Origin of the sequence: [Clostridium] aerotolerans DSM 5434 (genome assembly GCF_000687555.1) — a bacterium.
Taxonomy (GTDB): domain Bacteria; phylum Bacillota; class Clostridia; order Lachnospirales; family Lachnospiraceae; genus Lacrimispora; species Lacrimispora aerotolerans.
Genome location: NZ_JHWJ01000009.1, coordinates 14540 through 40980, shown reverse-complemented (window position 1 = coordinate 40980; position 26441 = coordinate 14540). Strand labels below are relative to the sequence as shown.

The 26441-nt window shown below is 43.2% G+C and carries 18 protein-coding genes and 1 pseudogene; 2 read left to right on the top strand and 17 right to left on the bottom strand.

Translation table 11 applies throughout. The features are described 5' to 3' along the window. Positions 1-6: 6 nt before the first annotated feature. The 8 genes and pseudogenes from T546_RS0113070 to T546_RS0113035 all read right to left on the bottom strand — a co-directional run bounded on the left by T546_RS0113070 (position 7) and on the right by T546_RS0113035 (position 14549). Complete coding sequence (locus tag T546_RS0113070) at positions 7-2400, bottom strand: GH36-type glycosyl hydrolase domain-containing protein (RefSeq protein WP_026891990.1); 2394 nt, start codon at positions 2398-2400, stop codon at positions 7-9. Positions 2401-2405: 5 nt separating this feature from the next. Further along, complete coding sequence (locus tag T546_RS0113065) at positions 2406-8210, bottom strand: glucoamylase family protein (protein ID WP_026891989.1); 5805 nt, start codon at positions 8208-8210, stop codon at positions 2406-2408. A gap of 219 nt (positions 8211-8429) precedes the next feature. Then, positions 8430-8867, bottom strand: a pseudogene (locus T546_RS26525) (transposase). Positions 8868-8948: 81 nt separating this feature from the next. Then, positions 8949-10388, bottom strand: a complete 1440-nt coding sequence (gene gtfA / locus T546_RS0113055; RefSeq protein ID WP_026891987.1) for a sucrose phosphorylase — start codon at positions 10386-10388, stop codon at positions 8949-8951. Between the two features lie 15 nt (positions 10389-10403). After that, entirely contained in the window at positions 10404-11231 is an 828-nt protein-coding gene (locus T546_RS0113050; protein ID WP_026891986.1) for a carbohydrate ABC transporter permease, read from the bottom strand. Beyond that, complete coding sequence (locus tag T546_RS0113045; RefSeq protein WP_026891985.1) at positions 11228-12118, bottom strand: carbohydrate ABC transporter permease; 891 nt, start codon at positions 12116-12118, stop codon at positions 11228-11230. Before T546_RS0113045 ends, T546_RS0113050 begins: the two co-directional genes overlap by 4 nt. A gap of 21 nt (positions 12119-12139) precedes the next feature. Beyond that, positions 12140-13489, bottom strand: coding sequence for an ABC transporter substrate-binding protein (locus T546_RS23535; RefSeq protein WP_051629819.1), 1350 nt, complete (start codon positions 13487-13489; stop codon positions 12140-12142). 151 nt (positions 13490-13640) lie between these two features. Beyond that, a complete protein-coding gene (locus tag T546_RS0113035; protein WP_026891984.1) occupies positions 13641-14549 on the bottom strand; it encodes an AraC family transcriptional regulator in 909 nt (302 codons plus the stop codon). A 218-nt stretch (positions 14550-14767) separates the two neighbouring features. On the opposite strand from T546_RS0113035, the gene T546_RS23530 reads away from it, so the two are divergent. Continuing rightward, positions 14768-17269 carry a glycosyltransferase family 2 protein gene (locus T546_RS23530; RefSeq protein ID WP_051629817.1) on the top strand — a complete coding sequence of 834 codons (2502 nt, stop codon included), beginning with the start codon at positions 14768-14770 and terminating at the stop codon, positions 17267-17269. Between the two features lie 80 nt (positions 17270-17349). On the opposite strand, the gene T546_RS0113020 is transcribed toward T546_RS23530, so the two are convergent. The 4 genes from T546_RS0113020 to T546_RS0113005 are packed head-to-tail and all read right to left on the bottom strand — an operon-like array spanning position 17350 to position 20114. Continuing rightward, the gene (locus T546_RS0113020) at positions 17350-18576 is read right to left on the bottom strand and encodes an FAD-dependent oxidoreductase (RefSeq protein ID WP_026891983.1); all 1227 of its coding nucleotides are present in this window, start codon (positions 18574-18576) and stop codon (positions 17350-17352) included. A 16-nt stretch (positions 18577-18592) separates the two neighbouring features. Next, a complete protein-coding gene (locus T546_RS0113015) occupies positions 18593-19141 on the bottom strand; it encodes a YeeE/YedE thiosulfate transporter family protein (protein WP_026891982.1) in 549 nt (182 codons plus the stop codon). A gap of 28 nt (positions 19142-19169) precedes the next feature. Then, positions 19170-19397 (bottom strand): sulfurtransferase TusA family protein, encoded by a 228-nt coding sequence (locus T546_RS0113010; RefSeq protein ID WP_026891981.1) that lies wholly within the window; start codon positions 19395-19397, stop codon positions 19170-19172. Between the two features lie 24 nt (positions 19398-19421). Continuing rightward, positions 19422-20114: a YeeE/YedE thiosulfate transporter family protein gene (locus tag T546_RS0113005; RefSeq protein WP_051629816.1), complete on the bottom strand. Its 693-nt coding sequence runs from the start codon at positions 20112-20114 to the stop codon at positions 19422-19424. 238 nt (positions 20115-20352) lie between these two features. Here T546_RS0113005 and T546_RS23525 point away from each other — a divergent pair, with 238 nt between their 5' ends. After that, complete coding sequence (locus T546_RS23525; RefSeq protein WP_051629814.1) at positions 20353-21252, top strand: LysR family transcriptional regulator; 900 nt, start codon at positions 20353-20355, stop codon at positions 21250-21252. Here the strand turns inward: T546_RS23525 and T546_RS0112995 are convergent. The 5 genes from T546_RS0112995 to T546_RS0112975 all read right to left on the bottom strand — a co-directional run bounded on the left by T546_RS0112995 (position 21242) and on the right by T546_RS0112975 (position 26441). Beyond that, the gene (locus T546_RS0112995) at positions 21242-21463 is read right to left on the bottom strand and encodes a sulfurtransferase TusA family protein (RefSeq protein ID WP_026891979.1); all 222 of its coding nucleotides are present in this window, start codon (positions 21461-21463) and stop codon (positions 21242-21244) included. The genes T546_RS23525 and T546_RS0112995 overlap by 11 nt on opposite strands. A gap of 105 nt (positions 21464-21568) precedes the next feature. Then, a complete protein-coding gene (locus T546_RS0112990; protein WP_026891978.1) occupies positions 21569-22735 on the bottom strand; it encodes a Gfo/Idh/MocA family protein in 1167 nt (388 codons plus the stop codon). A gap of 5 nt (positions 22736-22740) precedes the next feature. Then, entirely contained in the window at positions 22741-23835 is a 1095-nt protein-coding gene (locus T546_RS0112985; RefSeq protein ID WP_026891977.1) for a Gfo/Idh/MocA family protein, read from the bottom strand. Positions 23836-23877: 42 nt separating this feature from the next. Continuing rightward, on the bottom strand, positions 23878-25530 hold the full coding sequence (locus T546_RS0112980; protein ID WP_026891976.1) for an extracellular solute-binding protein: 1653 nt from the start codon (positions 25528-25530) through the stop codon (positions 23878-23880). A 47-nt stretch (positions 25531-25577) separates the two neighbouring features. After that, a complete protein-coding gene (locus T546_RS0112975; RefSeq protein ID WP_024836497.1) occupies positions 25578-26441 on the bottom strand; it encodes a carbohydrate ABC transporter permease in 864 nt (287 codons plus the stop codon).

The window sequence follows — 26441 nt, the reverse complement described above, 5'->3', positions numbered from 1 at the left end:
TTTTAATCATACTATAATATGATGCTTTTCTCCATCATCTTCCAGTACAATTCTGTTCCCCTGAATCGGCCTATCGTCTAAAATAATGGATTCCGTTGTCAGTTTCCCCTTGCTCCTGCTCTCGACCCTGATTTCGTAATAAGAGCTGCCATATTTATATTCAATGGTAAAATCTCCGAAATCTACAGGCGTTGCCGGATCAATCACCAGTTCATTCCCTTCTTTTCGTATCCCCAGAAACCAGTTTAACAGCCCCTGATACATCCAGCCTGCGGAACCAGTATACCAGCTCCAGCCGCCCCTTCCGGTATAAGGCGGGCTTAATGAGATATCAGCTGTCATTACATAAGGTTCTTTTTCGTAACGAAGAACTTCTTTCTTTTTCTGTGTAATATAAATGGGATTAAGAATGGTGAACAGGGTCTGTGCCATGTCATAATCATGCTCCATAGCTGTTGCAATTGCAAGCCACACCGCTGCATGAGTATACTGACCTCCATTTTCCCGGATGCCTGGAATATAATTTTTGATATAGCCCGGATTTTTATTTGTTTTATGAAAAGGAGGTGCAAGAAGTAAAGAAAGGGCATCCTCTTCCCGTACCAGATAACGCCATGCCGACTGCATTGAGGTCCTGGCACGGTCTTTGCGGGCTCCTTTTGAGATTACACTCCAGGACTGACTGATGGAATCAATTCTGCATTCATCATTTACCTTTGATCCAAGTTTCGAGCCATCGTCATAAAAGGCCCGCAGATACCATTCCCCATCCCAGGCATGTTCTTCAATGCTTTGCAGCAGAGTTTCCCGTTTCTGCTCCAGCTCCTGTCCGTAGGCCTCTTCCCCTTCCTGCTTGCATAAAGGAATAAAATCCCCTAATACGGTATATAAAAACCAGGCAAGCCATACGCTTTCGCCCTTTCCCTGTATTCCCACCTCATTCATACCATCATTCCAGTCGCCTCCGCCCATAAGGGGAAGTCCATGCTCTCCGAAAAATGTCCGGTCAATGGTCTTTTTGCAATGTTCATAGACGCTTCCGGATTGCTGGGACACTTCAGGAGTAAACATGACATCGTGCTGCCCTTCCTTGAGTACCGGACCTTTAATGTAAGGCACTGTTTCCTTTAAAATTGAATAATCTCCAGTGTTTTGAATATAAGCAGCAGTACAATAAGGCAGCCAGAGCAAGTCATCGGTAATTCGTGTCCTTACCCCGATTCCCATGGGAGGATGCCACCAATGCTGGACATCTCCTTCCTCAAACTGTCTGCTGCAGGCTATGAGAATCTGACTGCGCAAAATACCCGGATCGGTAAAAAGCAGAGAAAGGGTATCCTGAAGCTGGTCCCGGTATCCATAAGCTCCACCGCATTGATAAAATCCTGCTCTTGCCTGAATCCGGCAGGATAATGTCTGATAGAGCAGCCAGCCGTTAACCAGGATATCAACTGCCCGGTCCTTTGTCTTTACCTGAATGGTTCCTAATAATTTGTCCCAGTGGGCTCTGACTTCTTCCAGTTCTTTTTCTGACGCAGTCACATCCCTGAATCTGTTTCTGATCTGATTAATCTCATTTAAGCTGCTGCTCTGGCCCAGTCCAAATACCACCGTTTTACTTTCCTGAGGCTGAAGTGCTATGGATACCTGTATTGCGCCACAGGAGTCATAACACACTCCTGTATTGCAGGTAAGCTTGACTTCTGCTCCCCTTGGTTCTCTGATACTGCCCTTTTGTCCCAGAAACTCCTGTCTGTCTCCGGTATAACCCACAATTGTCTCATTGGAAAACAGGTAGGCATAGTTGTTTTGAAAGTTCATGGTGTAAATGTTTTTTGCGTACAAATATTCATGTTCATTGTCATAGGAGGTGAGAATATAGGGATCGGTCTGCTCTCTCTGGGTTCCCAGCACCCATTCTACATAATAGGTAAGGCTTAAATACTTCACTTTATCCGACTGATTCTTAAGGGTTAAGTTCCATAGTTTTAATGATTCATGAAGTGGGCAAAATACAGTCAGCTCCTGCTCAACCATTGATTCCTCATGAAGGAACCGGCTGTATCCAAACCCATGCCTTACCCGGTATATGCCTCTGTCAGATCTTCCCAGAGACATAGGTGTCATTACCTCTCCGGTAATTTCATCCATAATATAGATTGCCTCACCCGCCCTGTCACTGACCGGGTCGTTGGACCAGGGTGTAAGCTTATTCTCCCGGCTGTTAATGCTCCAGGTAAAGCCTGCCCCCGACTCCGATATCTGGAAACCAAAGTCCTTGTTTGAGATCACATTAATCCAGGGTGCCGGCGGCCTGTTATTTCCGTCCAGCAGAATTTCATATTCTCTGCCATCACAGACAAATCCTCCAAAGCCATTAAAAAACTCATAATTCTCCATAAGTCCTAATATTCCTCCAGCAGCTCCAATTGATTTTCTTTCCGTTTTGTAAAATAAATACCTGTTTTCTCTGAAAATACCACCCGGGCAACCGTATACAGCAAATCAATCTCTGCCGGCAGAAGCTCATACGTATGCAGGGTAAAGAAGCTGGTCTTACCGCTTCCGGTATCATAGATACGCAGAGAACTGGTCAGATCATTGATTAACTGATCCACCTCCTGAAGATAACCATATTTGGAATCCACCAGGATAACCAGATCTACCATCACAAGATTTACTCTTAAATATTCGTATGCCTTTAATACATCCTTGATGATCCGCTCTTCTTCCATGGACCGGGCTACAAAAAGCAGAATGGGATTGTCTCCGGAAATACCAAATTTCCATAAGAAGCTCTGATTTTTAAAATTTCTCCGGATGTTTTCATGAGGTCCCCGGAAAATACTACAAGGATAAAATATAGGGCTGATCATATCCTGAAAGGAGTTAAGCTGTGTTTTCGTAATCTCCAGGTACTTTAACTCCAGATTGCTTTGAAGCCGGAATTTCTCCAAAAGATCATCAATCCGGTAACTTACATTTAATTCCTCTGCAATTTTTACTGCCTCTTCTCTCCCGCTGCATACACCGGTAATAAAAGTCAAACTGGCTGATTCACCTGCACCGATACAGATCTGTACCCGAATGCTCATAATGGGATCGTTGCAAAAACCAGGATCATTAAAAAAGGCAATGCTGTTTACTACACAATCCGGATTTTCCAGCGTATTGTTTCTGCCGATAAATCGTTTTCTGTCATTTTCAAATTCAACCTTTTTGCACACTTTTTCATCAGTTTTTACCATATGCATGACGTAAGGATTGTCGGCCTCATTCTTTTGACGTCTTTTGGCCAGGAAAATATTCTGTTCTTTCACATACTCGCTTTCAAGAAAGAGTTTATTAAACGCCGGATGGCTGATTTCTGCCATATGAGTATCGTCTACTACTTCCATATAGCTGGTCACCTCCAGCTGCTTTTCCTCATTTCCATGATTGGTCAATGTGACTTTTCGAATCTCAAAATTGCGATCTGCATTCAGGCTGACTATCATATGAGTGGAAATGTCCCCATCCTTTCGTTTAAATTCCGCCTGGTGGGGGCTGAAAATCACGTGATACTCTTCCGGCTCGATCCGGGTTGGGTGGTAGGCAGCACTCCAGTATTTACTCTGATTCTTGTCCTTGATATAGATATAGTTCCCTGTATTTGCATAGACATCGGATCTCCAGCGGTAAAGCATGCGGTCCTCGTATTGACTGAACCCATCCCCGTCTGAGGTAATCAAAAGAGAATACTTCCCGTTTGAAAAATAATTTACAATGGGTGTGGTTAAACCTGTACGATTGATATACCGGTTATTGTAACGGTCTTCTGTAAAAAGTGGTTTTCCGATTTTTATGGTATACCCCTGTTTTGCAATGGAAATCAAATAAGACTGGCGTTTTTCTTCCAGCAGAACTTCCGTTGCCTTTATCATCATTTCCGCGTGAAACCGTTCTTTTAGAATCCCTTCATTCAGGTAATTATTAATCGCTGCCAGATTCATGCCCTGATGATGGGCCATATAGGATTTCACAATACAGTAAGGTTTTAAATCCACGGAACTGGGCACATCAAAATCAATGGATTCATAGAAACCATATTTACCGTAAGCACCCAATTCTTTCAGCCTCTTTAAATTGCTGATACATTCCTTTTCTGCTGTATTAAGTGCCAGTATTGTTGCATAAGGTGCCACTACCAGAGAATCCTTACGAACCGGCTGAAGCCTTATCTTTGGAACGCCGAATGCTTTATACTGGTAATTGGCATTTAAATCAAAACGGTAATATTGAGATTCTGATATTCCCCAGGGGATTTCTGCTTCTTTGGCATACTTCATCTGCTGGAGCACTGCTGCTTTTATAGTCTGTTCATAGACAGAGCCTTCATATTCCTTCAACACAAGATTAGGCATCAGATACTCGAACATGGTACCGCTCCAGGATACGAAACATGGAATACCCTTTACTACCGTTAACGGCCTTCCCAGTTTATACCAGTGTTTTAACGGTACTTCTCCCATCGCCACGGCAAGCAGACTTGTAAGTGATGATTCCGATGCCATCAGGTCGTAGCAGCCATCGTCTAAGGTATGTGAGGATACATGATATCCGATATGAAACAGCATTCTCTTCTCATCAAATAAAAATCGAAAATCCACATTTGCCAACATGCTGTCTATTTTACTGCATAGGGTTCTGATTCGGGCTGTCAGCATCTCATCCGGGCTTACTGGCTTGTCAAGCTGCTCTAAGAGACCATTTTTCAGTGCGATCATATGTCCCCAGAAATTTCCGCTGTCTACCGTTGATATATAGGCAGGGTTAAGCACCTCCAATGTTTCAATGTGATACCAGTTATAGAGGTGTCCCTTCCATTTCTCCATCTTCTGCACGGTCTCCATGAGGTTTTCAATTGCTCCCACTGTGGAGTTTAACGTCTCAAATCCAAGATCCATGGCTGAAAGAATTGACAGAAACTGAAGCCCGATATTGGTGGGAGATGTCTTATCACTGATCTTTTCAGCTTTTGAGGCTTTATAGTTATCCGGACAGAGCCAGTTCGTCTCCTTTGTGGAAAAATCCTTAAAAAACTGCCAGGTTCTGCGGGCGGTATCCATGAGAAATTCCTGATTCTCCGCCTGATCTTTTTGATGGTGTATGATTTTTTGCTGGCTGATCCGGTAAGCAGCTTCAAAAGCCAGAAACCAGTCTGCCATGACAATCGCTGCCAGACACATTCCTGCCAGGGACAGATTGCCAGATAACAAAAGTAATAAAAGGCAAAATGCCGGGAGAAGAGAACTCCACATCGTAAGGAAATAACCTTTTCTGGTATTAGTCACAGAGGCATCCACGGATTCGGCGGTATTCCAGCAGAGCAAATTTTTTTTACTGATCATTAACCGGTACAAAGTTCTGATAATTGCATCCAGCGCCATATAAGCACGGTAAGGCATGATTGTAAATTCCAGAAATGCTCTGACAAACATCACAGACAGTTCTTTTAAAAATCCTTTATACACAAACGCAAGCTTTGGCCGGATAAGTTTTTGAGTGATCACGGCCAATAATAAAATAATCAGATTAAACAGATCATTAAAGAAAACAAGGGGCAGCCAAAGATAATATGCATCTGGCAGCCACAAAAAGTTAAAGAGTATAAACAAGGTTTTACTGAACGGAACCAGGCTTCTTCTTAAGTTGTCAAAAATTTTCCACCTGGATAGAGGACTTAGGCTACTGCCATCTGCAGTTTTCCTCACAAACAGCCAAGGTACCAGCTGCCAGTCTCCTCGCAGCCAGCGGTGCTCTCTTTTTGTAAATGACAAAACGCTGTTTGGGAAATTATCCATAATCCTGGCTGTACTGGAAAAAGCCGTTCTGGCATAACAACTTTCAAAAAGGTCATGGCTGAGAATCCTGTTTTCCGGTACCTTGTTATGAAGTACTGTACGGAAGGCTTTCCTATCATAGATCCCTTTCCCGATATAAATTCCCTGGTTGAAGATATCCTGATAGATATCTGATATCACAGTTCCGTAATGAGCAAGTCCAGTTTCTCCGCTAAATATTTTTGTAAACCAGCTTGCATTCTTATCCGCAATATGATTTCTGACGGAGGGCTGAATGATGACATAGCCTTCTTCTACCTTCCTGCCTGACGGGTCAAGAACCGGTCTGTTTAACGGATGATCAATCAATCCCACCAGTTTTGATGCATTGTCACGAATCAGATTGGTATCTGCATCCAGTGTAATCACATATTGAAAGGTGGTAAGAAGATTTTCATCACAATAAACGTCTGTAAATGTGGTACTGTCTTTTCCCGCCCCGTCTAAAAGGTCATTAAACTCTTCCAGTTTTCCTCGTTTTCTCTCCCAGCCCATATAGCAGTTCTCTGCCTGATTCCATTTACGGCAGCGAAAAAACAGGGAAAAGCGCTGGTCCTTTGACGGGTACAGCTCATTTAACTCTTTCATCCGCTCCACAAGGGCACTTCGGATTCCATCATCCTTTGGCATGGACTGATCCTTAGCGTCTTCATAATCAAGGAGCAATGCAAAAAAAAGATTTGTCTGCCGGTTTGCAAGATAATGCTTTTGCAGACGCTCCATATATTGAAGTCCCTGCTCCTTTGAGGATACAATAACCGGCATGACTACAAAGGTTCTTGCATCTTCCGGAATTTCTTCCAGATAGTCAAGAGCCGGTATCTTTCTCACCGTAATTCTTCTGGTAAAAATGAAATTGATTATTTCCATGGAAATGCCCATTAACAGCGGCATAGCCGTCAAAACGATAATTACAGACCTTCCTGCAGACCGGATACCACCAATATTCCTGAACAGATACAGCAAACAGCCTTCCAGTCCCAGAAACAGGAGAATCAGGCATAAGAAATAAAGAAATCCTACTGCATTCCATTTTTTTCTGGTCTTTTGCGGAATTGGTTTTTCCAATGCCTTTGCTTTTAAAAGGGGATACCCCTTCCCCAGGAGATAGGCCCCCACGTGATGAGAACAATGGAGACCCTCCTGCCCCCGAACCGCCAGCTCCAGGCAATCTTTGGCAATCTTTTCTTCCAGCAGCCGGTAGCGGAGAGATAATTTAACGATTACTCCACGGTACATTCCTCTGGATTCCAGATCCATATTTGAATAAACACCAGCCGGATCCTGGGATAAAATCTGTTCCAGTGCAGAATAGGTTTCAAAAAACTTTTCCTCATCCACTTCATTGATATCTCGTAAGCTGACGATTAACGTCCTGATATTTGTTTCAAGAAAAGATTGTATTCTTCCTTCTTCCTGGTATACAGAAGAAGTCTTCATCTGTTTGTCCTTTGAAGCAAAATGATATTTTAAATATTTCTGAATGGAAACCTCATCAAAGGACATATTTTTCATCAGATAGATCACGTGAGCATGAAAGGAATAGTTATGCTTTAAGTTATCCTCTGTTTTACAAAGCAGCGCTGATAAATCAGCAGATCCCTGTTTTCGTTCCAGATTTTCTGTGAGAAATTTTTCTGCCTTAGATTTCACATCGATCATATGAAGAATTTCATCCGCAACTGCAATGATTTCTTCCAGAATGCAAAAGCCCAGCATTTCCGGTAAAACCCAGATCTCCTTATCCGTAAGCGCAACCTTTTGCTGATAGGCATTTAACATGACTGAGATGTTTTCTTCACTTATATGCCCGCCGGAAAGAGCCACCATCTTTTTTGCTACAAGATAGATCCGGGGGAAATTATGGTATTCTTTTGCCTTTAGAATTGGCAGCACGGCATAGCTGGTTCCGGAAGTACGTACTTTTTTCATCTCCCGGTACATTAACTGGAAATTATCATAGAGCCAGCGTGCAGCTGGAATCAGGGAAATGATGCCTGGAGACAGAGCAGAAATTCTGTCTCTGATTCGATTCAGTTTTTTATAAGCAGCCTGATTATAATCGTTTAAAACAAAACTGTTTCCGGTTAAACGGACCTGGCTGTGCCCGTTAGCCAGTTCAAGCATCTGCTTCTCCCATTCCCCCGGTCCCGGCTTATCTCCTGTTACCTGAAAGCAGGAGGGAAAACATACTTTTTTATCAAAATGATAGAACCGGTAATAGAGCATAAATAAAATAAAGCAGATGAACAAACTCAGTATTACTAAAGCCACCGGAAGAAACGGTGAATTTATATTAAAATTAATTTTTTCCATTAAGATCTGCAATAGAAGCGCTCCTCCTTATTTAAGAATCCTTCTCTTATGATGGCATCTCTTTTTACATAGTTTGCCTGTTTTTACATAAAAAATGCCACAATACAATATTGTGACATTTTTTATGATTTTTATGAATTTTTTACCGGAATAATTCAGGACATATTCTCCCTGTTTTCTCATCTCGCCCACATTGTCTATAATCTATTAAATAGGCAACGTTGATTCACATTAATTTTTATTTAATGCATCAATCAGCTGCTGTAACATTTCCCGCCTCATCCCAGGGATAAAGCTTAACATCTGGCGAAGCGGCATTGCCTCCATGGTTGCCTGCATCATCTCATCACTAAATGAAGGCGCCTTCATGCCATCAAGAAGATACATATATCGGATATCATTTCTGCAAAGTTTTTCGATTTCCCACAGAGAGCAGATTCCGTGTTCCAGGAAAGCAAAGAGTACCACTTTGAGGAGTTTCTGTTAATCACATCTTGGACGATCTGTTCTGTAGCCTTTCTCTACAAAATATTTTGATAGGTCGATGTGATCCATTACCTCACAGAAAGTGTATACTGGATCAGATATATCAATTAGTTTTTCAATTTCCAATGATAATTTTAGCTGTTGTACTGTATAATTATCATTGGTATTTTTATTTAGTCGCATAATTAATTATACCAAAAAATCGCTGAAGTCTCACGACCTCAGCGATTTTTTTAGGGGAGTTTTTTTACAGCCCCTCATCATCTACAGAGTCAATTGACGAAGAATTCCCTGCTCCGTATACTGTATGGAAAATTCGTAGGTTTTAAAATTACATAAAAGCTCTGCTCTCTCTTTTGTTCCGGTTCTTACCATCCGAAGCATTCCAGGGGCAGGTATGGTCACGGATAAATCACCATCAAATGCCTCACAGGTATTACGAAAGCGCATTAATGCGGTCAATTTCTTTACCACATCTTTCTTTGCACAGGCCTCCAGTTCAGATACCGAATAATTATGGCGGTTAATGGACCTGTGATCATCATTCTTTTGAAGCTCTTCGTAATCATTTTCTCCTGCCAGCATGCCCACATAATATACCTGAGGGATTCCTGGTGCAAAAAACTGAACGGCGCGAGCTAAAAGATATGCCTTTTCATTTTCATGGAGTGCCGAAAAATAAGTTGTGTAAAGCTGATATGCTTTTTTAAACCTCTTCTTTTCCGGATTCAGCGGCTTATAGCTGTAGCTGAGACGGTCTTCTAATCTGGTGATCAGCTCCTCCGCTTCCCCTTCATTCACCCAGTCAAAGGCATCATAAACTCCGATTCCATCATGGGTATCCAGTACGGTAAACTGTGTCCGGGGAGCCACATCAAGCCAGCCCTTTAAACTTTCCGTATCTCCGGAATAGAGAGAATGGAGCATTAGAAAAGGAAGTACAAAATCATAGCTCCATATTTGATTCTTTTCCAGCTTTTTGGCTGTCTGCCAGGTGTCATGAATCTCCGGCAACAGCCAGACACTGTCTCCTGCCATGGAGTTGACTTCTTTAATGAAGTCCCAGATATCAGGCTCGACCATAAAGCAGCTCGTTTCCCTTTTTTTAACCGCATAGCCCAGGGCATCCAGACGAATTACATTAATTCCCTTTGACGCCAGAAAATGAAAGCTGTTCTTTAAATATTCTTTTGTTGCATTTGTACGGATATCAAGATCAATCTGTTCCTGTGTAAAGGTACACCAAAGCCTTACCTTTTTTCCATCTTTTCGGATAAAGTCCTGATAAGGCTCTCCATCCTTTCTGCGGTAGAGTATCTGGATATCGTGTTCATCCGGCTTTCCCTCTCCCCAGAATTTGGCATAATCAAGAAACAGATCCTTATAAGGGGATTCGTCGCCCCGCTCCATATAATCAAGAAATTCACGGCTTCTCTTGGATACGTGATTGACCATCATATCGCACATCAGGTAATAATTCTCTGACAGCGTTCCGATATGGCTCCAGTCTCCAAACGCCGGTTCTACCATATCGTAAGTAACAGGGGAAAATCCTCTGTCACCGCTGGAAGGGAAAAATGGAAGAATGTGAACGCCCCCTACGGCTCCTTTAAAGCTTGTATTAAGGGCATGATTTAAGCTTTCTAAATTTCCACCCATACTATCCGGGTAAGTAATCAGCATTATTTTATTAGAAATGTTCAAGTTGGTTTACCTCCACTATTTAATCGCACCATCCATTACTCCTGTCACAATCTGCTTTTGGAGGAAAAGATAAATCACAACCACAGGCAATACACTTAAAATCAGCGCTGCCATGGCAAGTCCCAGCTCCGCCGTATACTCTCCAAAGAAATAGAAGGTAGAAAGCGGTATGGTTCTGTTTTTGTCTTTAATCAGAACCAGGGAAGGGAGAAGGAAATCATTCCATATCCATAAAATATTTACAATCAATATCGTTGTTGTAATTGGTTTTAAATTAGGAAATACGATTTTCCAGAAGCAGTAAAAATGGGAACAACCATCAATTAACGCTGCCTCCTCCATTTCCTTTGAGATTCCCTTCATAAAACCGTGGTACATAAAGGTTGTCATAGGCATACCAAATCCCATATAGAAAAAGATGAGGGCTGTCCGGCTGTTCATTAAGCCCAGCTTGCCAAAAATACTGACAAAGGGTATCATCAAGGACTGAAATGGTATGATCATGGCACAGATTAACAAAGTAAAAATATATTTATTGATTTTCCAGTTCCAGCGCACCAGTAAATAAGACAACATGGCTCCAAAGGAAATGAGGAAAATCTGGGAGAATGCGGTGATATAGACTGTGTTCATAAGCACATGCCCGAATTTCATGGTCGTCCAGGCCTTTGCATAATTTGCTAAGGATAAGGCCTGCGGGAGTGCCAGGGGATTTTTAATAATATCAATTCTCGGCTTTAAGGAGTTTACAAGCACGAGGAAAAACGGAAGGAGCATGAAAACCATAAATAAAATGGCTGAAATATGTTTCCCAAGGGAAACCAACCGTCTCTTTGCCATCATATTGCATCTACCTCCTTCTTCTTAAGAGCAGCCACCTGAGCGATTGCAATTGCCGCAACGATGAGAAACAAAAGGAAGGCTTTTGCCTGTCCAGGTCCCATGTTCTGGTTTAAAAATGCCTCGTTATACACGTGCATGGATATAAGCTCCGTTGTATTATAGGGGCCGCCCCTTGTGAGGGAAAGGTTTACATCGTAAACCATAAATGCTTTTCTTAACGTAAGAAACAGCGTAATCGTAAACGCAGGAACCATCATTGGAATCTTAATGCTTTTAAGCATCTGAATGGGGCTTGCGCCATCCATTCTGGCTGCTTCAATCAGGCTCTTATCGATTCCTACAAATCCTGCAATATAAATGAGCATCATGTAACCTGCATTCTGCCAGACTCCTACCAGGATCAAAGCCCAAAGCGCCATATGAGGGTCTGTCAGCCAGCTCATTTCCAAGGCTGATATGCCTGTTTTTGTCCCCAGATAAACCAATACCCTGGCAAAAATAAACTGCCAGATATACCCCAAAATAACGCCGCCGATCAAATTAGGCGTAAAATACCCTGCCCGGTAAAAATTTTGTCCTTTCATGCCGCTGGTCACCAGCAAACCGAATAAAAAAGCAGAGGTATTTGTTAAAATCATAACAAAGAAAACATAATAAAAGGTTTTACCTAAGGACCCCCAGAATAAGGGGTCCTTGACTGCTGAAATATAATTCTGAATTCCAATGAACTGAATGCTGCCTCCAATGGAACCATTCCAATTCGTAAGTGATAATAAAAGTCCGGCAAAGAAAGGGATGAGTACTACGATGCTGAAAACCAATAACGGAACGAGACCAAATATTGCAAATACCTGCAGGCTTTTTAGTTTTGATTTTTCTTTATACATAATATCTCCCATCTTAAGTCATTATTTGCTTGAGAACTCCACCCATTGTTTCTTAAACTGTTCCGCCACATCAGCTCTCTGGATCTTGCCATCCAGATACTGCTGCATGGTCGCACCAAACTGGTTCATAACACCAGCCGGGAAATAATCGCTCATACGCTCTAAGGTATCACCTTTTTCCATATAAGCTACGATCTGCTTTGCAACCGGATTGGAAGGCTGTACCTTGAAGCCTTCAAAAATGGGAACGAAGATAAGAGTATTGATATAGGCATCCTGTCCTTCATCGGTCGTAATCAGCCAGTTGAAGAAATCGATAGCTGCTTCCTGCTGTGCAGGAGTTGACTGCTTGGCATCAATGGCAAACATGGAGTAGGATAATACGATATCCTTGTTACCTACCGCTGCATCGTCATCTCCCATTGGATAAGGCATAAGGCCTACATCTGCAATTGGGTTAATGTCAATGATGTTTGGATAAATATAATTTCCGATCGGCCAGAAAGCGACCTGATCGCTTCCCATGGTAAGCTGGTCATCCTCATAAGCGTTGGCAAGAGGAGCTTTCTGATACTTGTTGTATTTCATAAGCAGATCAAAGGTATCCATCCAGTTGTTGAAGACCTCACTGTTTGAAAAATCGTATTCCCCTTTTTTGCAAGCCTCGATCACAGCCTGTCTCTCGTTAAAGTCCTTGCTTACGGAACCGTATAACACAGAGGTTAAATGGGATCCAAGGAGCCAGTCCTTATTGGTGATCTGTACTGGTGCATACTCTGTCTTTGAGATTTCTTCCAGAAGCTTTGCAAAGTCCTGTCTGTTCTTAATGCTGGCAGGATCAAAGTCTCTTCCGGTCGCTGCTTCAATGACTGTTTTATTGTACATGATGCCGATTCCCTCTGCAGTCGTAGGAACAGCGAGCACTTTATTATCTACGGTCGTCTTATCAATTGCCCAGCTATATACCTTTTTTGCAAAATCGGCATTGGATAAGTCTAAAAAGTTGTCCTTAAAGGAATTAAATTCCGGTCCGCCTACCATAGTGATAGTCGGTGCATTTCCAGACGCATATAATGAGGTCAATTTCTCATAAATAGTCTGTCCGGAAAGCGGGATAGCTGAAATCGTTACATTGGGGTTTGATTCGGAATACTTTTTAAAGGTTTCCTCAAACTGTGGTACAATCTCCGGTTTTGTAACCAAAAAGCTGATCTCCACTTTTTCGCCTTTCCCACTGGCGCCCTTGGATGTCTCTTCTGTTTTTGCAGCAGTTGTACCGCTATTAGAGGCTGGATCTTTTGCAGCCCCGGAACATGCTGTTAAAGATGCCATAACTGCACTTGCCAGTAAGAAACTAAATATTTTTTTCATATCTGGTCCTCCTTCTCGTTGCTTCCTTATGCATTATGCTAATTTTTTAAGAGATCTTTTCGAATCTCTTGTGTAAATTATAGCATTTTAAAATCAGAATAAATTACTTTAACTGGCGTGAACATTGCAGATATTGACATTTTTTCAGGAATTAATGTTTATTATCTATAAGATCCCGGTCCATAGCCAGCTGTATGGTATTATTATGGCTCTGTTCCATATATTTTTTATATTCTCTGGGTGACATCTGATAGGTCGCCTTAAAGGACCTGAAAAAATTGGAATAGTCATCAAATCCGCTTAATTTATAGATATCCTGGATCCTTACTCCTTCCATCAGATAGTTTCTGGCAATGATAAGCCGGCGCTTTTTACAGTAGTCCATAATCGTCATTCTGGTATGTTTTTTAAACTTCCTCATAAGATGGTATTTATTCATAAAAAATTCCTGGGCAATTAAGTCCAGGGACAGCGGCTCCATATAATGCTGGTCAATATAGTCCATAATTGACTCAATCATATCATCATTTTTATAAACCTTCTCTTCCACTACACTGTAATTCTGGCTATACCGGCATAAAAGAAGGAGCAGCTCCTTTAAATAACACTCCTGAAGATAAGAGCTGAACGCATCTGCTCCCCTGCTTTCCAGGCTCATGTTGTGGAACAGGGAGACAATCTCCTTTTTCTGCTGCTCCGGCAGACTAATGATTTCCACGTTGCTCTCCACGCCTATCATCTTCTGGTAATCCACACTGTTTTCAAGCAGCTGTTCTATAAACTTATACTCCAGCCATAAAACATACCGTCTGTAAGGCTTTGTCATATCCTTAATAACGGCCCTATGAAGCTTCTGGTTATTAATTAAAACGATATCTCCATCTTTTAAGGTATAAATACGGCTGTCAATAATATAATCACAATCCCCCTCCACATGATAATAAACTTCCAGAAAATCGTGATAATGAAGAGGATGATCTGCAGACGGCGTGTTGTCCTTATAAAATATTTCATAATTGGGTGATTCCATATTATCCTTCAAATATTTCTCATTTTCCATAATGTTCTCCATTTTCGACTGTGCTGTCTATTAAGGTTAAGATGCCCGTTATCTCTTTCAATCAAGCATATCAAATCCATTCCCATATTACAACTTGGAGGATTTCCAAATTGTACCATTTCATTATCTTTGCATTGCTCCGCATTTTTGCTATAATAAGGAACATAGATGTAACCTAACTTGACAGGTACCTATAATTTCAAGAACAGAAGGTTTATATGAACGACATAGAAAAAAAGCGGAAAATCATTTTTATCATTACCATAATACTAATGACCATCTATATCGGATGGCGTATTCTCTTTACCCTGCCTTTAGAGGAGGGAGTGTTAAATACCATCTTTGGTGTCCTTCTTATCCTGGCTGAGACTATCACTGTATTCACTACCTTTGAGCTTTTCTTTCAGAAAATGAGAATGGATCATTACCGGCTGGAGTGCCCGGAGATTCCTGAGGAATGGTATCCCGATGTGGATGTCTTTATCGCCACCCATAATGAGCCCAAGGACCTTCTATATAAGACGGTAAATGCCTGTACCTTTATGAGCTACCCCGATAAAAGCAAGGTACATATCTATCTCTGTGATGACGGCAACCGGGAGGAAATCAAAAAACTGGCGGAAGAGTTTTCCATCGGCTACCTGGGCTTTTCCGGCAACAAGCATGCCAAATCCGGTAATTATAACTACGCCATGAGCCATACCTCATCTCCTCTTATCGCCACCTTTGATGCGGATATGATTCCCCAGCATACCTTTCTTTTAAAAACAGTCCCTTATTTTCTCCTGCCAAAGATGATCAAAGAAAATGGTTCCTGGAGGCCCAGAAGAGATGATGAGAAGGAGGACAGCTTAAAGCTTGGCCTGGTACAGACACCTCAAAGCTTTTACAATCCGGATCTCTTCCAGTTTAATCTGTATGCAGAAGGCAACATTCCAAACGAGCAGGACTTTTTCTCCAAAGAAATCAATACCATGAGAAACTCCTCCAATGCCATTGCTTATACAGGAAGCAATACGGTGATTTCCAGAAAGGCCATGGAAGAGATCGGCGGGTTTCCCACGAACACCATCACCGAGGATTTTGAGACCAGCATCCGGCTTCAAAAAGCAGGCTATATTACATATGCCACCGACGAAATCCAGGCTGCCGGTCTTACCACCACGACCATAAAAAGCATGCTAAAGCAGAGAATTCGGTGGGCAAGAGGAATTATACAGAGCCTTCAAAATACCAATGCCATCTTTACGCCAAAGCTTCCTCTCTTATCGAGAATTACATACTTAAACAGCTATCTTTACTGGTGGTCCTTTTTTAACCGGCTTATTTTCATTCTCTCTCCCATTCTCTTTGCCCTGTTTGATTTTCAAATTGTAAATACGGGCTTTTGGGGGATTGTGATTTTCTGGCTTCCGGCCTACTTTTTTTACAGCATTTCCATGCGGTATTTATCAAGTAATATCAGAAATCAACGATGGAGCCAGATCATTGACACCATCTTTATGCCTTATCTGATTGTTCCTGTTTTGTTGGAATCTCTTCACATTCATCAGAGAACCTTTAAGGTGACCAATAAAAAGGAGGAAGGGGATTTTAAAAACTTCCAGGTTTCCCTCTTTGCCATTCCTCACGCCGTGCTTCTTGTCCTTTCCATTGCCGCCATGGTGCGGTTCGTATATGGGAAATACGGTTGGGCCCTGTTTTACAGCAGCATTATTATTTTCTGGATCTTCTATAACCTGGTAGCACTCCTGTATGCCCTGTTCTTTATGCTGGGGCGGCCTGCTTACCGAAGCAACGAACGAATCCGTGCGGATGAAGAGGTCCATGTGAAGTACCAGAAGTCCAGCCACGAAGCCAGAACCGTTGATGTATCGGAAAATGGAGTTGCCTTTAAAGCAAAGACGCCCATATATCTTCCGGAAAATGAGACCATTAAGCTGGTGATAACCACGCCTCTTTATACGGCCTGTCTCATTGGGAAAATCGTCTATGTAAAGGAACACAGGGACGGCTGGCAGTATTCAGCAAAGATCACGCCGGTTGATGAGGCCAATAAACGGCAGTACATGCAGATCATTTACGACAGGACCCATACGCTGCCCATGCAGATGGATATGTGGATCACTGCCTACGATGATATCCTTAGAAATATTAGGAAAAGAGTTTCACAGCCCTTTTATGATAAAAGAAAGCAGCCCAGAATCCAGCTTGATAAGCTGGTGGTGTTCGCAGATGGTTCCAGCTGCCGTCTCTTAAGCTTTAACTACCTTTATTTTTCAGCCGTTGATTTTCAGACGGACAAAGGAATAGATGCCACCTATACCTTTACCACTCCGGCAGGCACCGTTATGGTGCTGAAACGGACAGGAAAATACTTAAACCAATCCGAGGAAGAGCTGTTAGAGGTGATGAATTTAAAGGATCTGGTGTCCAAATCACTGATAAACACCATTCTGGCTGAAATTACAGATGGGCGTAAATATGGCATGACGCCTCAGGAGCTTCCACCTGTTAATAAGACCTTACCAATGCTTTTAGAACCTGATGATCCTGATGAAATTGATAAGATTATCGGACGGATTCAAGGGGAACAGATTGTTTATGAATTGACAGATAAGGATACCGATGAGATTGACGAACTAATACGCCGGATTCAGGGCGATTTGATTGCCTTTGATCCGGAGCTGTTAGAAGAGCTGAGCAGATATGCCGTATAATGGAGGCTTATCATAACGAAAAGACCCGCCAGGAGTCAGACAGGAACGTTTTTTCCTTCTGCTTCCCAGCGGGTCTTTCTTTATGATTCTCTGCACATATTCTCTATCTGGTCTTGTGTTATCTCACCTTCAATTTTCCCCTGGATTTTAGAACCCTTGATCCAAAGGGCACAGGGGCTGTTATGAACGCCAAGACGCTTTGCGATTCCGTCAGATTTATAAATATCGATACAGGATACTCTCATATCTTTTCTTGTTTCCTCCAATTCCTTAAAGGCAGGAAGAAGCTCTCTGGAATGAGCATCAATGCCATTGTAAATATAGACAAGGGAGGGATTCCCCTCATTCATGACCTGTTTTTCAAAGATCTCGCATTCTGAGAGATACTTTTCTGCCCCATAACCAGCTACAGCTCCATCTCCCACTGCCGTGGCAACCTGCTTTAAGAATTTATCCCGTACATCACCAATTCCGTAGACTCCTGGCAAGTTGGTCTCCATACGCTCATTGGTGATGAGATATCCGCCTCGGTTCATCGTTAGAATACCCTGGAACAATTCTGTATTCGGCAGATATCCAATGAACAAATAGCAACTGTCTACCTTAACAGGAAGATTTTCTCCCGTCTTTACATTCTTTAAGACCACGGTGTCCAGTCTTTCCTCTCCTTCAAAGCTTTCCACTACAGTATTCCATAGGAACTCCATCTTAGGATTTGACAGAGCCTGGGCCTTTGCAATCTCATTGCAGTCCATGTTCCCATTGTCATGCATAACAGAAACAATTACCTTATCAGCAAACTTGGTTAAAAACATACCTTCCTCTATGGCCGCATCACCGCTTCCAATCACCATTACCGTCTTACCGGTGTTGGCTGCTGCATCACAGGTAGCGCAAAAGGATATCCCCTTATCATAAAGAAACTTTTCCTCATTCCTTGCGCCGGTCAGCCGAGGCTTTCCGCCGCTTCCGATAATGACAGCTTTTGCTTCATAAACATTGCGAAAGGTTTCTACCCTTTTTAAATCTCCCTCCAGGGAAACCTTTTTGACATCCGTTAATTTAAAATCCACTCCAAATTTCTTTGCCTGTTTATGAAACAGATCCATCAGGCCAAGTCCCGTGGTGCCATCAGGAAATCCTGGATAATTTTCTATTTCATTGGTGTAAGTAGCTAAGCCGCCCACCAGAGTCTTTTCTATAATCAGTGTCTTAAGCTTTGCTCTTCCGCAGTAAATACCGGCGGTTAAGCTGGCAGCTCCGCCTCCTATGATAACTACATCATAGCTTTCCGTCTTCTTTTCCATGGTAACCGTCCATTTCCTACATAAAGTATTTTGCAAGCAGTTTACTTCCGATAAACGCTCCCACCAAAAGAAAGGCTCCGAACACCCAACCAGACAGAGAGAAGGAAGCAATGGCCGTAAATAAGGCACCAATGTTACAGCCATTGGCAAGTCTTGCTCCGTATCCCATGAGGAGGCCTCCAAGAACGGCAGCTACTACCTGTCGTAAGGTCTTGATCTTTTTGATCTTAAATTGAGATGCGAACAAGGTAGCCGCCAAAGCCCCTATGATGATTCCAAGATTTCGAATGGACCCTCCATCAACCAGAAAGCTGGTATATAGCTCCTTCTGCATCTTTTCCGGCGCATAATATGCCCAGCCGCTGGCATCACCGCCAAGTGCCTGATAGACCCAGGTTCCCCAGACGGCAAAGGTACTTGTTACGCCCCAGCCTTTCTCAAATACAGTGAAATGAGCAATCTGGAACACGGAAAGCAAAACAGCTCCTGCCACATAGGTCAAAGGTTCCTTTAGCAGCTTTTTGTAAATAGGATTTTCACCCAGTTTTATAAAAAACTCTTTCAAATTAATTCACCTACTTTCACAGGGACATTTACTTAGTTTTCTCGATTACGATTTCCCATTCTCCGTCGTCCACTTCCTCGATTTCCACATTGTGGCCCTGTTTTCTTGCCCATTCCGGTACGTTCTTCATGGCGCAGCTGTGATCGATGGATACCACCAGTACATCTCCTATGGATAATTCTCCCATTTTTTTCTCTGTTTTCATTAAGGGAACCGGACAAGCCTCTCCCAGACAGTCTAATGTAAATTCAGCCATTTTAAATCTCCTTTTCTTTTTCATTTAATCCATGGTGCCCATTTTCTTTTGCTGCCACTTTAAGGCTGCTATGTATAGCAGAACGATAATCAGCCCCTGTACGAGAATTGCCCCGAACCAGCCAAATACATCAGGCAGATATACCTTCGGTGCATGTTCATTGAATTTTCCCCAGAATCCCATGTCATGGGCTCCCCAGGCAGAACCTGCTATGAAGAATACAAGTACCAGCATCTGCATGAGGAAGCCTTCTCCGACCCGCATCAATGTTCCCGATGCGCATCCTCCTGCAATTACCATACCGATTCCAAATAACACAGCTCCCAATGCCAGGGGTAATCCGATAGGAGATACTCCTGCCATGTTTAGATTGGTCTCTGCTCCCTTTAGGACACTGGCATACTTGATGGCTAAAAATCCTACGCTTGATACGGCAAATGCCACCAGAACAGCTCTTGTTACCGATGTGCTTCCTGTAATACATGGATCACGGAAGGCAGCTGTGAAACAAAATCTGGATCTTTGCAGGATGTAGCCAAAGGCAATACCAAATCCCCAGTAAACCGGAAGCTTGTTGTTCCCCTGCCCCAAGTAAATTCCAAAAGCGATGATCAGTGCCGTAAGCAATATGGCATAAGGAATCTGACTCTTTTTTGGCTTTCTAGGCTTACGCACTCTTTGTGTACCTGATACGGTACCTGTGTTGGTTTCTGACACTTAAATCCTCCCTTCTGCTATGGTAGATATTGATAATTATATAACAATCTACGTTTCTAATTATAACACAACCAGGATTTTTCAGTTAATCAACATTTTTATAGGCTATAAGATTTCCTTATACCCTAAAAAACGTCTAACGCTGGTCACAAGGCTGATTCTCTGTTATAATTAGGTCAAATTTTTCGGGAACTGTCCAGATATGGAATGAAAATATCTTATTAGAAAGGCGGTTATCATGAATATTCAGAATCTGAAGATGTTTTTAAAGATTGTGGAATCAGGCAGCATCTCAAAGGCGGCGGAACAGATGAACATCAGCCAGTCTGCACTGAGCCAGCAGCTTCGGGTCATGGAACAGGAAATCGGCTCTCGTCTTTTTGAACGGAGCTACAACGGCGTAATCCCCACTCACACTGGCTCTATTGTATATCAGCGCGCCATGGAAATGGTCTCCTCCTATGACAGAATGACCCTTGAGATTGCCAATGCCCAGAACCAGAACAAAATCATACATATCATTGCAAATCCCTGTGTCTATTCCTACGCACTCCCCTGCACCATGTTTCACGTCAAGAATAGCTACCCCCAGTACACCCTCCAGATGGAGGTCATGTCCAGCAGTCAGATCGAAGAAAAAATTGCAAAAGGCTACGCTGATATGGGGATTATCATAGGGAGACCCAGAATGAAAGGCCTGTCCTCAAAGAAAGTATTTTCCGACCGCTTCTATCTGGTAGCTGGGGAAAAGATGGAAGTTCCGGATTCTCTATCCTGCGATGATCTTTACCACTACCCCCTGTTGATGCTGGTAAAAACTCAGAAAACAAGGCAAATCATTGATAAGGTGCTGACCAGAAATGGAATTCAGATTCATCGGCTTCATATTCCCTATACTTTAGAATCCACGGAATCCATTAAGCTGTCTGCCATCAATGGGTTTGGTCTGGCATTTCTCCCTTATATGGCAATGAAAAAGGAGCTTTATCACAAGCAGCTAAGGATTATAGACTGCCCTTGCCTGGAAATTGAAAATGACTATTATTCCATTCGCCACAGCAGCCAGACTCCTGTCAACAATGAGTCCTCAAAACTGATTAAGTATATGGAACGGGTATTAAAGGAAACTATCTGTTAGATGTAATGGTGATTTCCCATACTCCGTTCATCACTTCTTCCGAATCATACTTCAAGTGATTCGCTTTACAAAAGGACTCCAGATTCTTAATGGTACAGCTGTGATCGGTGACCATCAAATAATCCTCCCCTTTCTGTATGGAATCCATGACATTACGAAGCTTCAAAACCGGAACCGGACAGATCTCACCAAGGCAGTCAATCTTATTCATACCATACCTCCTTGTGGCAATTTGCTCTCTTACCTGATTCGGCTCCACTCACCACGGGTGTGAATGGAGCCTTTTGTCATATCAGAGAAATATTCTTTGCTTTCATTAACTCTTATAATTCCCTAAAGTAATCCCGACATCCATAAAATTTTCAACCGATGCGGATTTTTCATGAAACCGTACCGCGTGATTTAAGATTCCATCAAAGGAGTAATATTCATCTTCCTGTGAGATGGGCAGACTTACTCGCTCTTTTAAAAATCCAGCTTTGTATATGGCTGTAATAAGCTCCACGGTCTTTCTTCCATCCTCACCAGTAATCAGAGGCCTGGTTCCGCTCTCGATTGCAGAAAGGATGTCATCAATTTCCCCGGTATGGCCCTCATAGGTAAGGTCAGGAATTTCCTCATAGAGAGCCTGAAGCTTATCCATCAGCTCCCGGTTTCCTCCGTCCTCCGGAAAACCATTGGACCTTGAAAGTTCCGCCTTTAAGCTCCAGGGATAAGAAAGCTTCGCGTTGGAGCACTGCAGTTCAATGCCCTGTTCTTCCCCATGATGGATCACAGAACTGGTAATTTGAGCCAGGCTTCCATCCTGATACTCCAACATGGCAAGGGATAAGTCCTCCACCTCTGCATTGTCATGCATCAGGTTGGCAAGCATGGACATGACACCAGACGGGAGCCTCCCCTCCAGCCAGTTAAGCATATCGATATGGTGCACGGCATGGTTTAAGGTAGGCCCTCCGCCTTCCTTTTCCCAAAGCCCTCTCCACCACAGATCATAGTAGCAATGGCCTCTCCACCAGTTGGAATTTACATGGGCGCAGCAGATCTTTCCAGCTAACTCACTGTCTACCACCTTTTTTAATTTGTAAATCTGGTTTCTAAAACGATTTTGTGCAATGCATGCCATTGTGACTTTATTTCTCTTTTCTGCTTCCAGCATAGCATCACACTCTTTGAGACAGGTTGCCATTGGTTTTTCCACTACCACATGACAGCCTGAGTCCATAGCATGTATGGCAATTTCCCCATGCACATAGGGAGGCGTACAAACGTGTACCACATCGATGGTCAGGCCGGACTTTAGCATTTTTTCATGGTCATCAAACACCTTACAATCCAGATGATATTTCTCCTTTGCTCTCTCCGCCTTTTCCGGATAAATATCACACAGGGCTACGATCCGGCACCGGTCCGGGAAGGCTAGAAGGCCTTCGATATGAGCCGGAGAAATATTTCCGATTCCCACAACTGCGATCTGCAACATGGTCTCTACCTCCCGGCTTCTTTTATAAGGACTGCCTGATCTTCTGCCTTGACGCACAGCTCAACCGCCTTTAGTGCGTGCTCCTGAGTCATGGCATTTTCTGTCCGGTTGATGCAGTCCAAGATCAACTGTCCGAAAAATGGATATCCCACCTTTCCCGTAACTAAAAAATGCTGCTCCCCGTCATCATTTACCAGAAATACGTGGTCAGAGCTTCCGTCTCCGGTTCCGATGTTTACATACTTACGCAGTTCTATATATCCCCTGGTTCCTAAAATAAAGGTTCTTCCGTCTCCCCAGGTGGAAAGCCCCTTTGGTGTCAGCCAGTCTACCCTGAAATGCTGGGTGGCTCCATTGTCCCCTAAAAGCACCGCATCTCCAAAGTCCTCCAGCTCCGGATAATCCGGATGACTAAAGTTACCAACCTGAGAGTACTGTACTTTAGCCTCTTTTACCCCACAGTAATAGAGAAACTGTTCGATCTGATGGCTTCCGATATCGCAGAGAATGCCACCGTATTTCTCCTTCTGAAAAAACCACTCCGGTCTGCTTTCTGGAGCTCCCACTCGGTGAGGCCCAAAGCCGTCAATATGTATGGGCATTCCGATGGCACCCTGGTCTATGAGCTGACCGGCAAAAACGGCTGCCTCTACGTGAATCCGTTCACTGTAGTAGACCATGTATTTCTTTCCCGTCTCCTGAATGGCTTCCTTTACTTCTCTCAGCTGCTCAAGGGTCGTTAAGGGGGCTTTGTCTGTAAAGTAATCCTTTCCTGCCTTCATGACCCGGATTCCCAAAGCACTGCGAAGACTGGTTATTGCTGCGGAACAAACAAGCTTTACCTCAGGATCTCGTAACACCTCTTCTTCACTCCCTGCTGCCTTAGCCTGAGGAAATGCCCTCATAAAGTCAGCTACTTTCTTCGGATCCCTGTCATAGACCCATTTTAGCGTAGCGCCTGCCTCTGTTAAGCCATTGCACATGCCATAGATGTGTCCGTGATCCAGCGCCACCGCTGCGATGCAGAAGGTCCCCTCTGAAACCACTGGTTCTGGTTTTCCCTTTGGCGCATAATTCATGCCATCGTTCCCGTTTCCCATGTTGTATCTCCTTTCGCCTTTCACCCGATTGTCTGGACCAGCTTATTTCCCGGCAAAGGCTTTGTCATAATATTCTGTCCGCTCAGTCATGATCTGGTCGTAACCAGCCTTCTTTAACTTATCCTTAAATTCCTGAAGGGTGGCATCGAATTTATCAGGAGGACAGGTAACTAATTTTACGAAATACTCTTCCCGGATAACACTGATTTCCGTGTTTTTCTCTGTAGAAGTTGGAGCTGTGAAGGTAGGATCGTGCCTGACGATTCCAAGGGATGCATTCTTATAATTATCAAGCACATAATTCTCGTATCCGGGACACTCCTTGGAGGTCGCTTTCGCAAATTCATCGGGGGTCTTATAATAACCCTGGTTTCCGATGAGGAATAAATCGTGTCTGGTCCAGTCTTTGTCCTTTGTATTATACCCTGCATCTATGACGCATGGAACCCCTGAATCATCATATTTAAAATGTTCTCCCTCAATACCATGAAAAAGGGTAAAGCCGCCTTCCTTGGTTGCAAGCCAGTCAAGATAGGTAACAGCTGCTTCTACATTCTTGGCGGATTGAGGAATGAAAAGGTAGGCTCCGTTAATGGGGTAATTCTTGTTATAAATCTCTCCGTCATTTTCATTCTTTAAGGGTGGGATGCTGATGACATCTGCCTTTGGGTCTGTTGACTGGAGCACTTTTAACAGGCTGCCTCTAAGACTGTCAACATTGTAATTTACATTGGATTCAAAGCAGCCCACCTTTCCGTTTACAAAGTCCTCTTTTAAGGCGTTTTCCGTGGTATCCACATAATATTCCGGATCGATCAGTCCCTCGTTATACAACCCATTCATCCATTTGAAATACTCTCCAAAGCCTGGGTCTGTATACAGGAGGCTGGTTGCAGAGTCGCCCTCGATAGCATAAGCCTTTTCATCTGCGATATTCTTTAAAAAGGACGCTGCCATAACGCCTGGGATATCGCTTGCTTTGGTGCAAACCCAGAAGCTGGCTGCAAAAGCGTCTGGTTTGTATTTCTGGAATTCCTTTAATACCTGGTACATCTCTTCTTTTGTGGTAGGCACTTTGAGTCCCAGAGCATCCAGCCAGTCCTTGCGGATAAATAAGTTGGTGGAGGCCGTGGTGGAACGTCTTGCCGGAATGGCCCAAAGCTCTCCCTCCTGATTCCGTCCAAGGTCCATACAATCTTTTCCGATGTAATCCTTTAGGTTCTTCGCCTGATCCATTCCGTCCACGTATGGAGAAAGGTCATAGGTTCCCCCATCCTTATAAAATCCTTCCACAATAGATGACGTATAACAGATCATGATATCCGGCCCTGTGCCTGACGCCATCATAAGCTGGGCTTTATTTACTTCATCGGCTCTTGGAACCGCTACGAATTTTACGGTAATACCTACCTTGTTCATTTCCTCATTGATGTATTTGGTCCATTTGTTATCAATGACTGTGCTTCCTTCCGGCGCATTGCTCCGGTCAAATACTTCTACGGTTATGGTCACATCATCAAATTTCCTGGACCCATAGGTGGTCTTAAATTCACTGCCTTCCTCTTTGGTCTCTGTCCCGACCGTCCCCGTTTCCTCTGTCTTTTTCCCTGTTTCCCTGGAAGCATTGCAGCCAAATAAGCTCACTCCCATTGCACAGACCAGTGCCCCCGCCAGCAAACGTCTTGCCTTTTTCATATACCTTCCTCCAATCATATAATTAGTGTATTTATAATCCGGATCTGCTAACCTTTGACAGACCCAAGCATAACACCCTTTACAAAATACCGCTGAAGCCATGGATAAACAGCCAGTATGGGAACGGTTCCTACTACAATACAGGTCATTTTAAGAGATTCTGCCATGACCTGCTGGGCTAAGCCTTCATTGCCTGCTGCCCCAAGCTCTCCTTCAAACAAAAGGCTTCTAAGGCGCAGCTGAAGAGTAAATTTTTCAGGGGACTGAATGAAAATCAGGGCGTTAAAATAATCGTTCCAATAATAAACGGCGTAAAACAATCCGATGGTAGCGATAATCGGCATGGAAAGGGGAAGGACCACTCTCAAAAGGATCTGTACGTCCGTGGCACCATCCAGATAGGCTGCCTCCTCCAGGCTTTTTGGAATCTCCCGGAAAAAAGTTCTCATTACAATGAAGTTAAATACATTGACCGCTGATGGTATGTAAAGGGAGGTAAGCTGATCGAACATACCCAGGTTTTTCACCACCAGGAAGGTAGGAATGATGCCTCCGCTGAAATACATGGTAAAAAGGATCATTCCAGAGATCCATTTACGCCCCTTTAATTTATCCTTGGATAACGCATAAGCCGCAAATACGGTTAGCATCAGCCCAAGGCCAGTGCCTAATAAGGTTACAAGTATGGTCACCCTCATGGACGTCCAGATCTGACTTCGATGTATAATCTCCTTATAGGCATCTAACTGCATTTCTATGGGATAAAATGTAACGCTTCCGGAAAGAACCGCCCGGTTGCTGCTGAGAGAATAAGCAACCACATTTAAAAAGGGATAAAAGCATATGATGACTAAAAGGGACAGCAGGATATAGTTTATCACAGTTCCCCAGGATGGAATTTTTTTCTTCAT

Coding starts and splice junctions, on each gene's coding strand:
- T546_RS0112980 (WP_026891976.1), bottom strand. CDS start 25,530: ATGAAAAAGGCAAGACGTTTGCTGGCGGGGGCACTGGTCTGTGCAATG.
- T546_RS0112985 (WP_026891977.1), bottom strand. CDS start 23,835: ATGGGAAACGGGAACGATGGCATGAATTATGCGCCAAAGGGAAAACCA.
- T546_RS23530 (WP_051629817.1), top strand. CDS start 14,768: ATGAACGACATAGAAAAAAAGCGGAAAATCATTTTTATCATTACCATA.
- T546_RS0113070 (WP_026891990.1), bottom strand. CDS start 2,400: ATGGAGAATTATGAGTTTTTTAATGGCTTTGGAGGATTTGTCTGTGAT.
- T546_RS23525 (WP_051629814.1), top strand. CDS start 20,353: ATGAATATTCAGAATCTGAAGATGTTTTTAAAGATTGTGGAATCAGGC.
- T546_RS0112990 (WP_026891978.1), bottom strand. CDS start 22,735: ATGTTGCAGATCGCAGTTGTGGGAATCGGAAATATTTCTCCGGCTCAT.
- T546_RS0112995 (WP_026891979.1), bottom strand. CDS start 21,463: ATGAATAAGATTGACTGCCTTGGTGAGATCTGTCCGGTTCCGGTTTTG.
- T546_RS0113010 (WP_026891981.1), bottom strand. CDS start 19,397: ATGGCTGAATTTACATTAGACTGTCTGGGAGAGGCTTGTCCGGTTCCC.
- T546_RS0113050 (WP_026891986.1), bottom strand. CDS start 11,231: ATGATGGCAAAGAGACGGTTGGTTTCCCTTGGGAAACATATTTCAGCC.
- T546_RS0113020 (WP_026891983.1), bottom strand. CDS start 18,576: ATGGAAAAGAAGACGGAAAGCTATGATGTAGTTATCATAGGAGGCGGA.
- T546_RS23535 (WP_051629819.1), bottom strand. CDS start 13,489: ATGAAAAAAATATTTAGTTTCTTACTGGCAAGTGCAGTTATGGCATCT.
- T546_RS0113045 (WP_026891985.1), bottom strand. CDS start 12,118: ATGTATAAAGAAAAATCAAAACTAAAAAGCCTGCAGGTATTTGCAATA.
- T546_RS0112975 (WP_024836497.1), bottom strand. CDS start 26,441: ATGAAGAAAAAAATTCCATCCTGGGGAACTGTGATAAACTATATCCTG.
- T546_RS0113035 (WP_026891984.1), bottom strand. CDS start 14,549: ATGGAAAATGAGAAATATTTGAAGGATAATATGGAATCACCCAATTAT.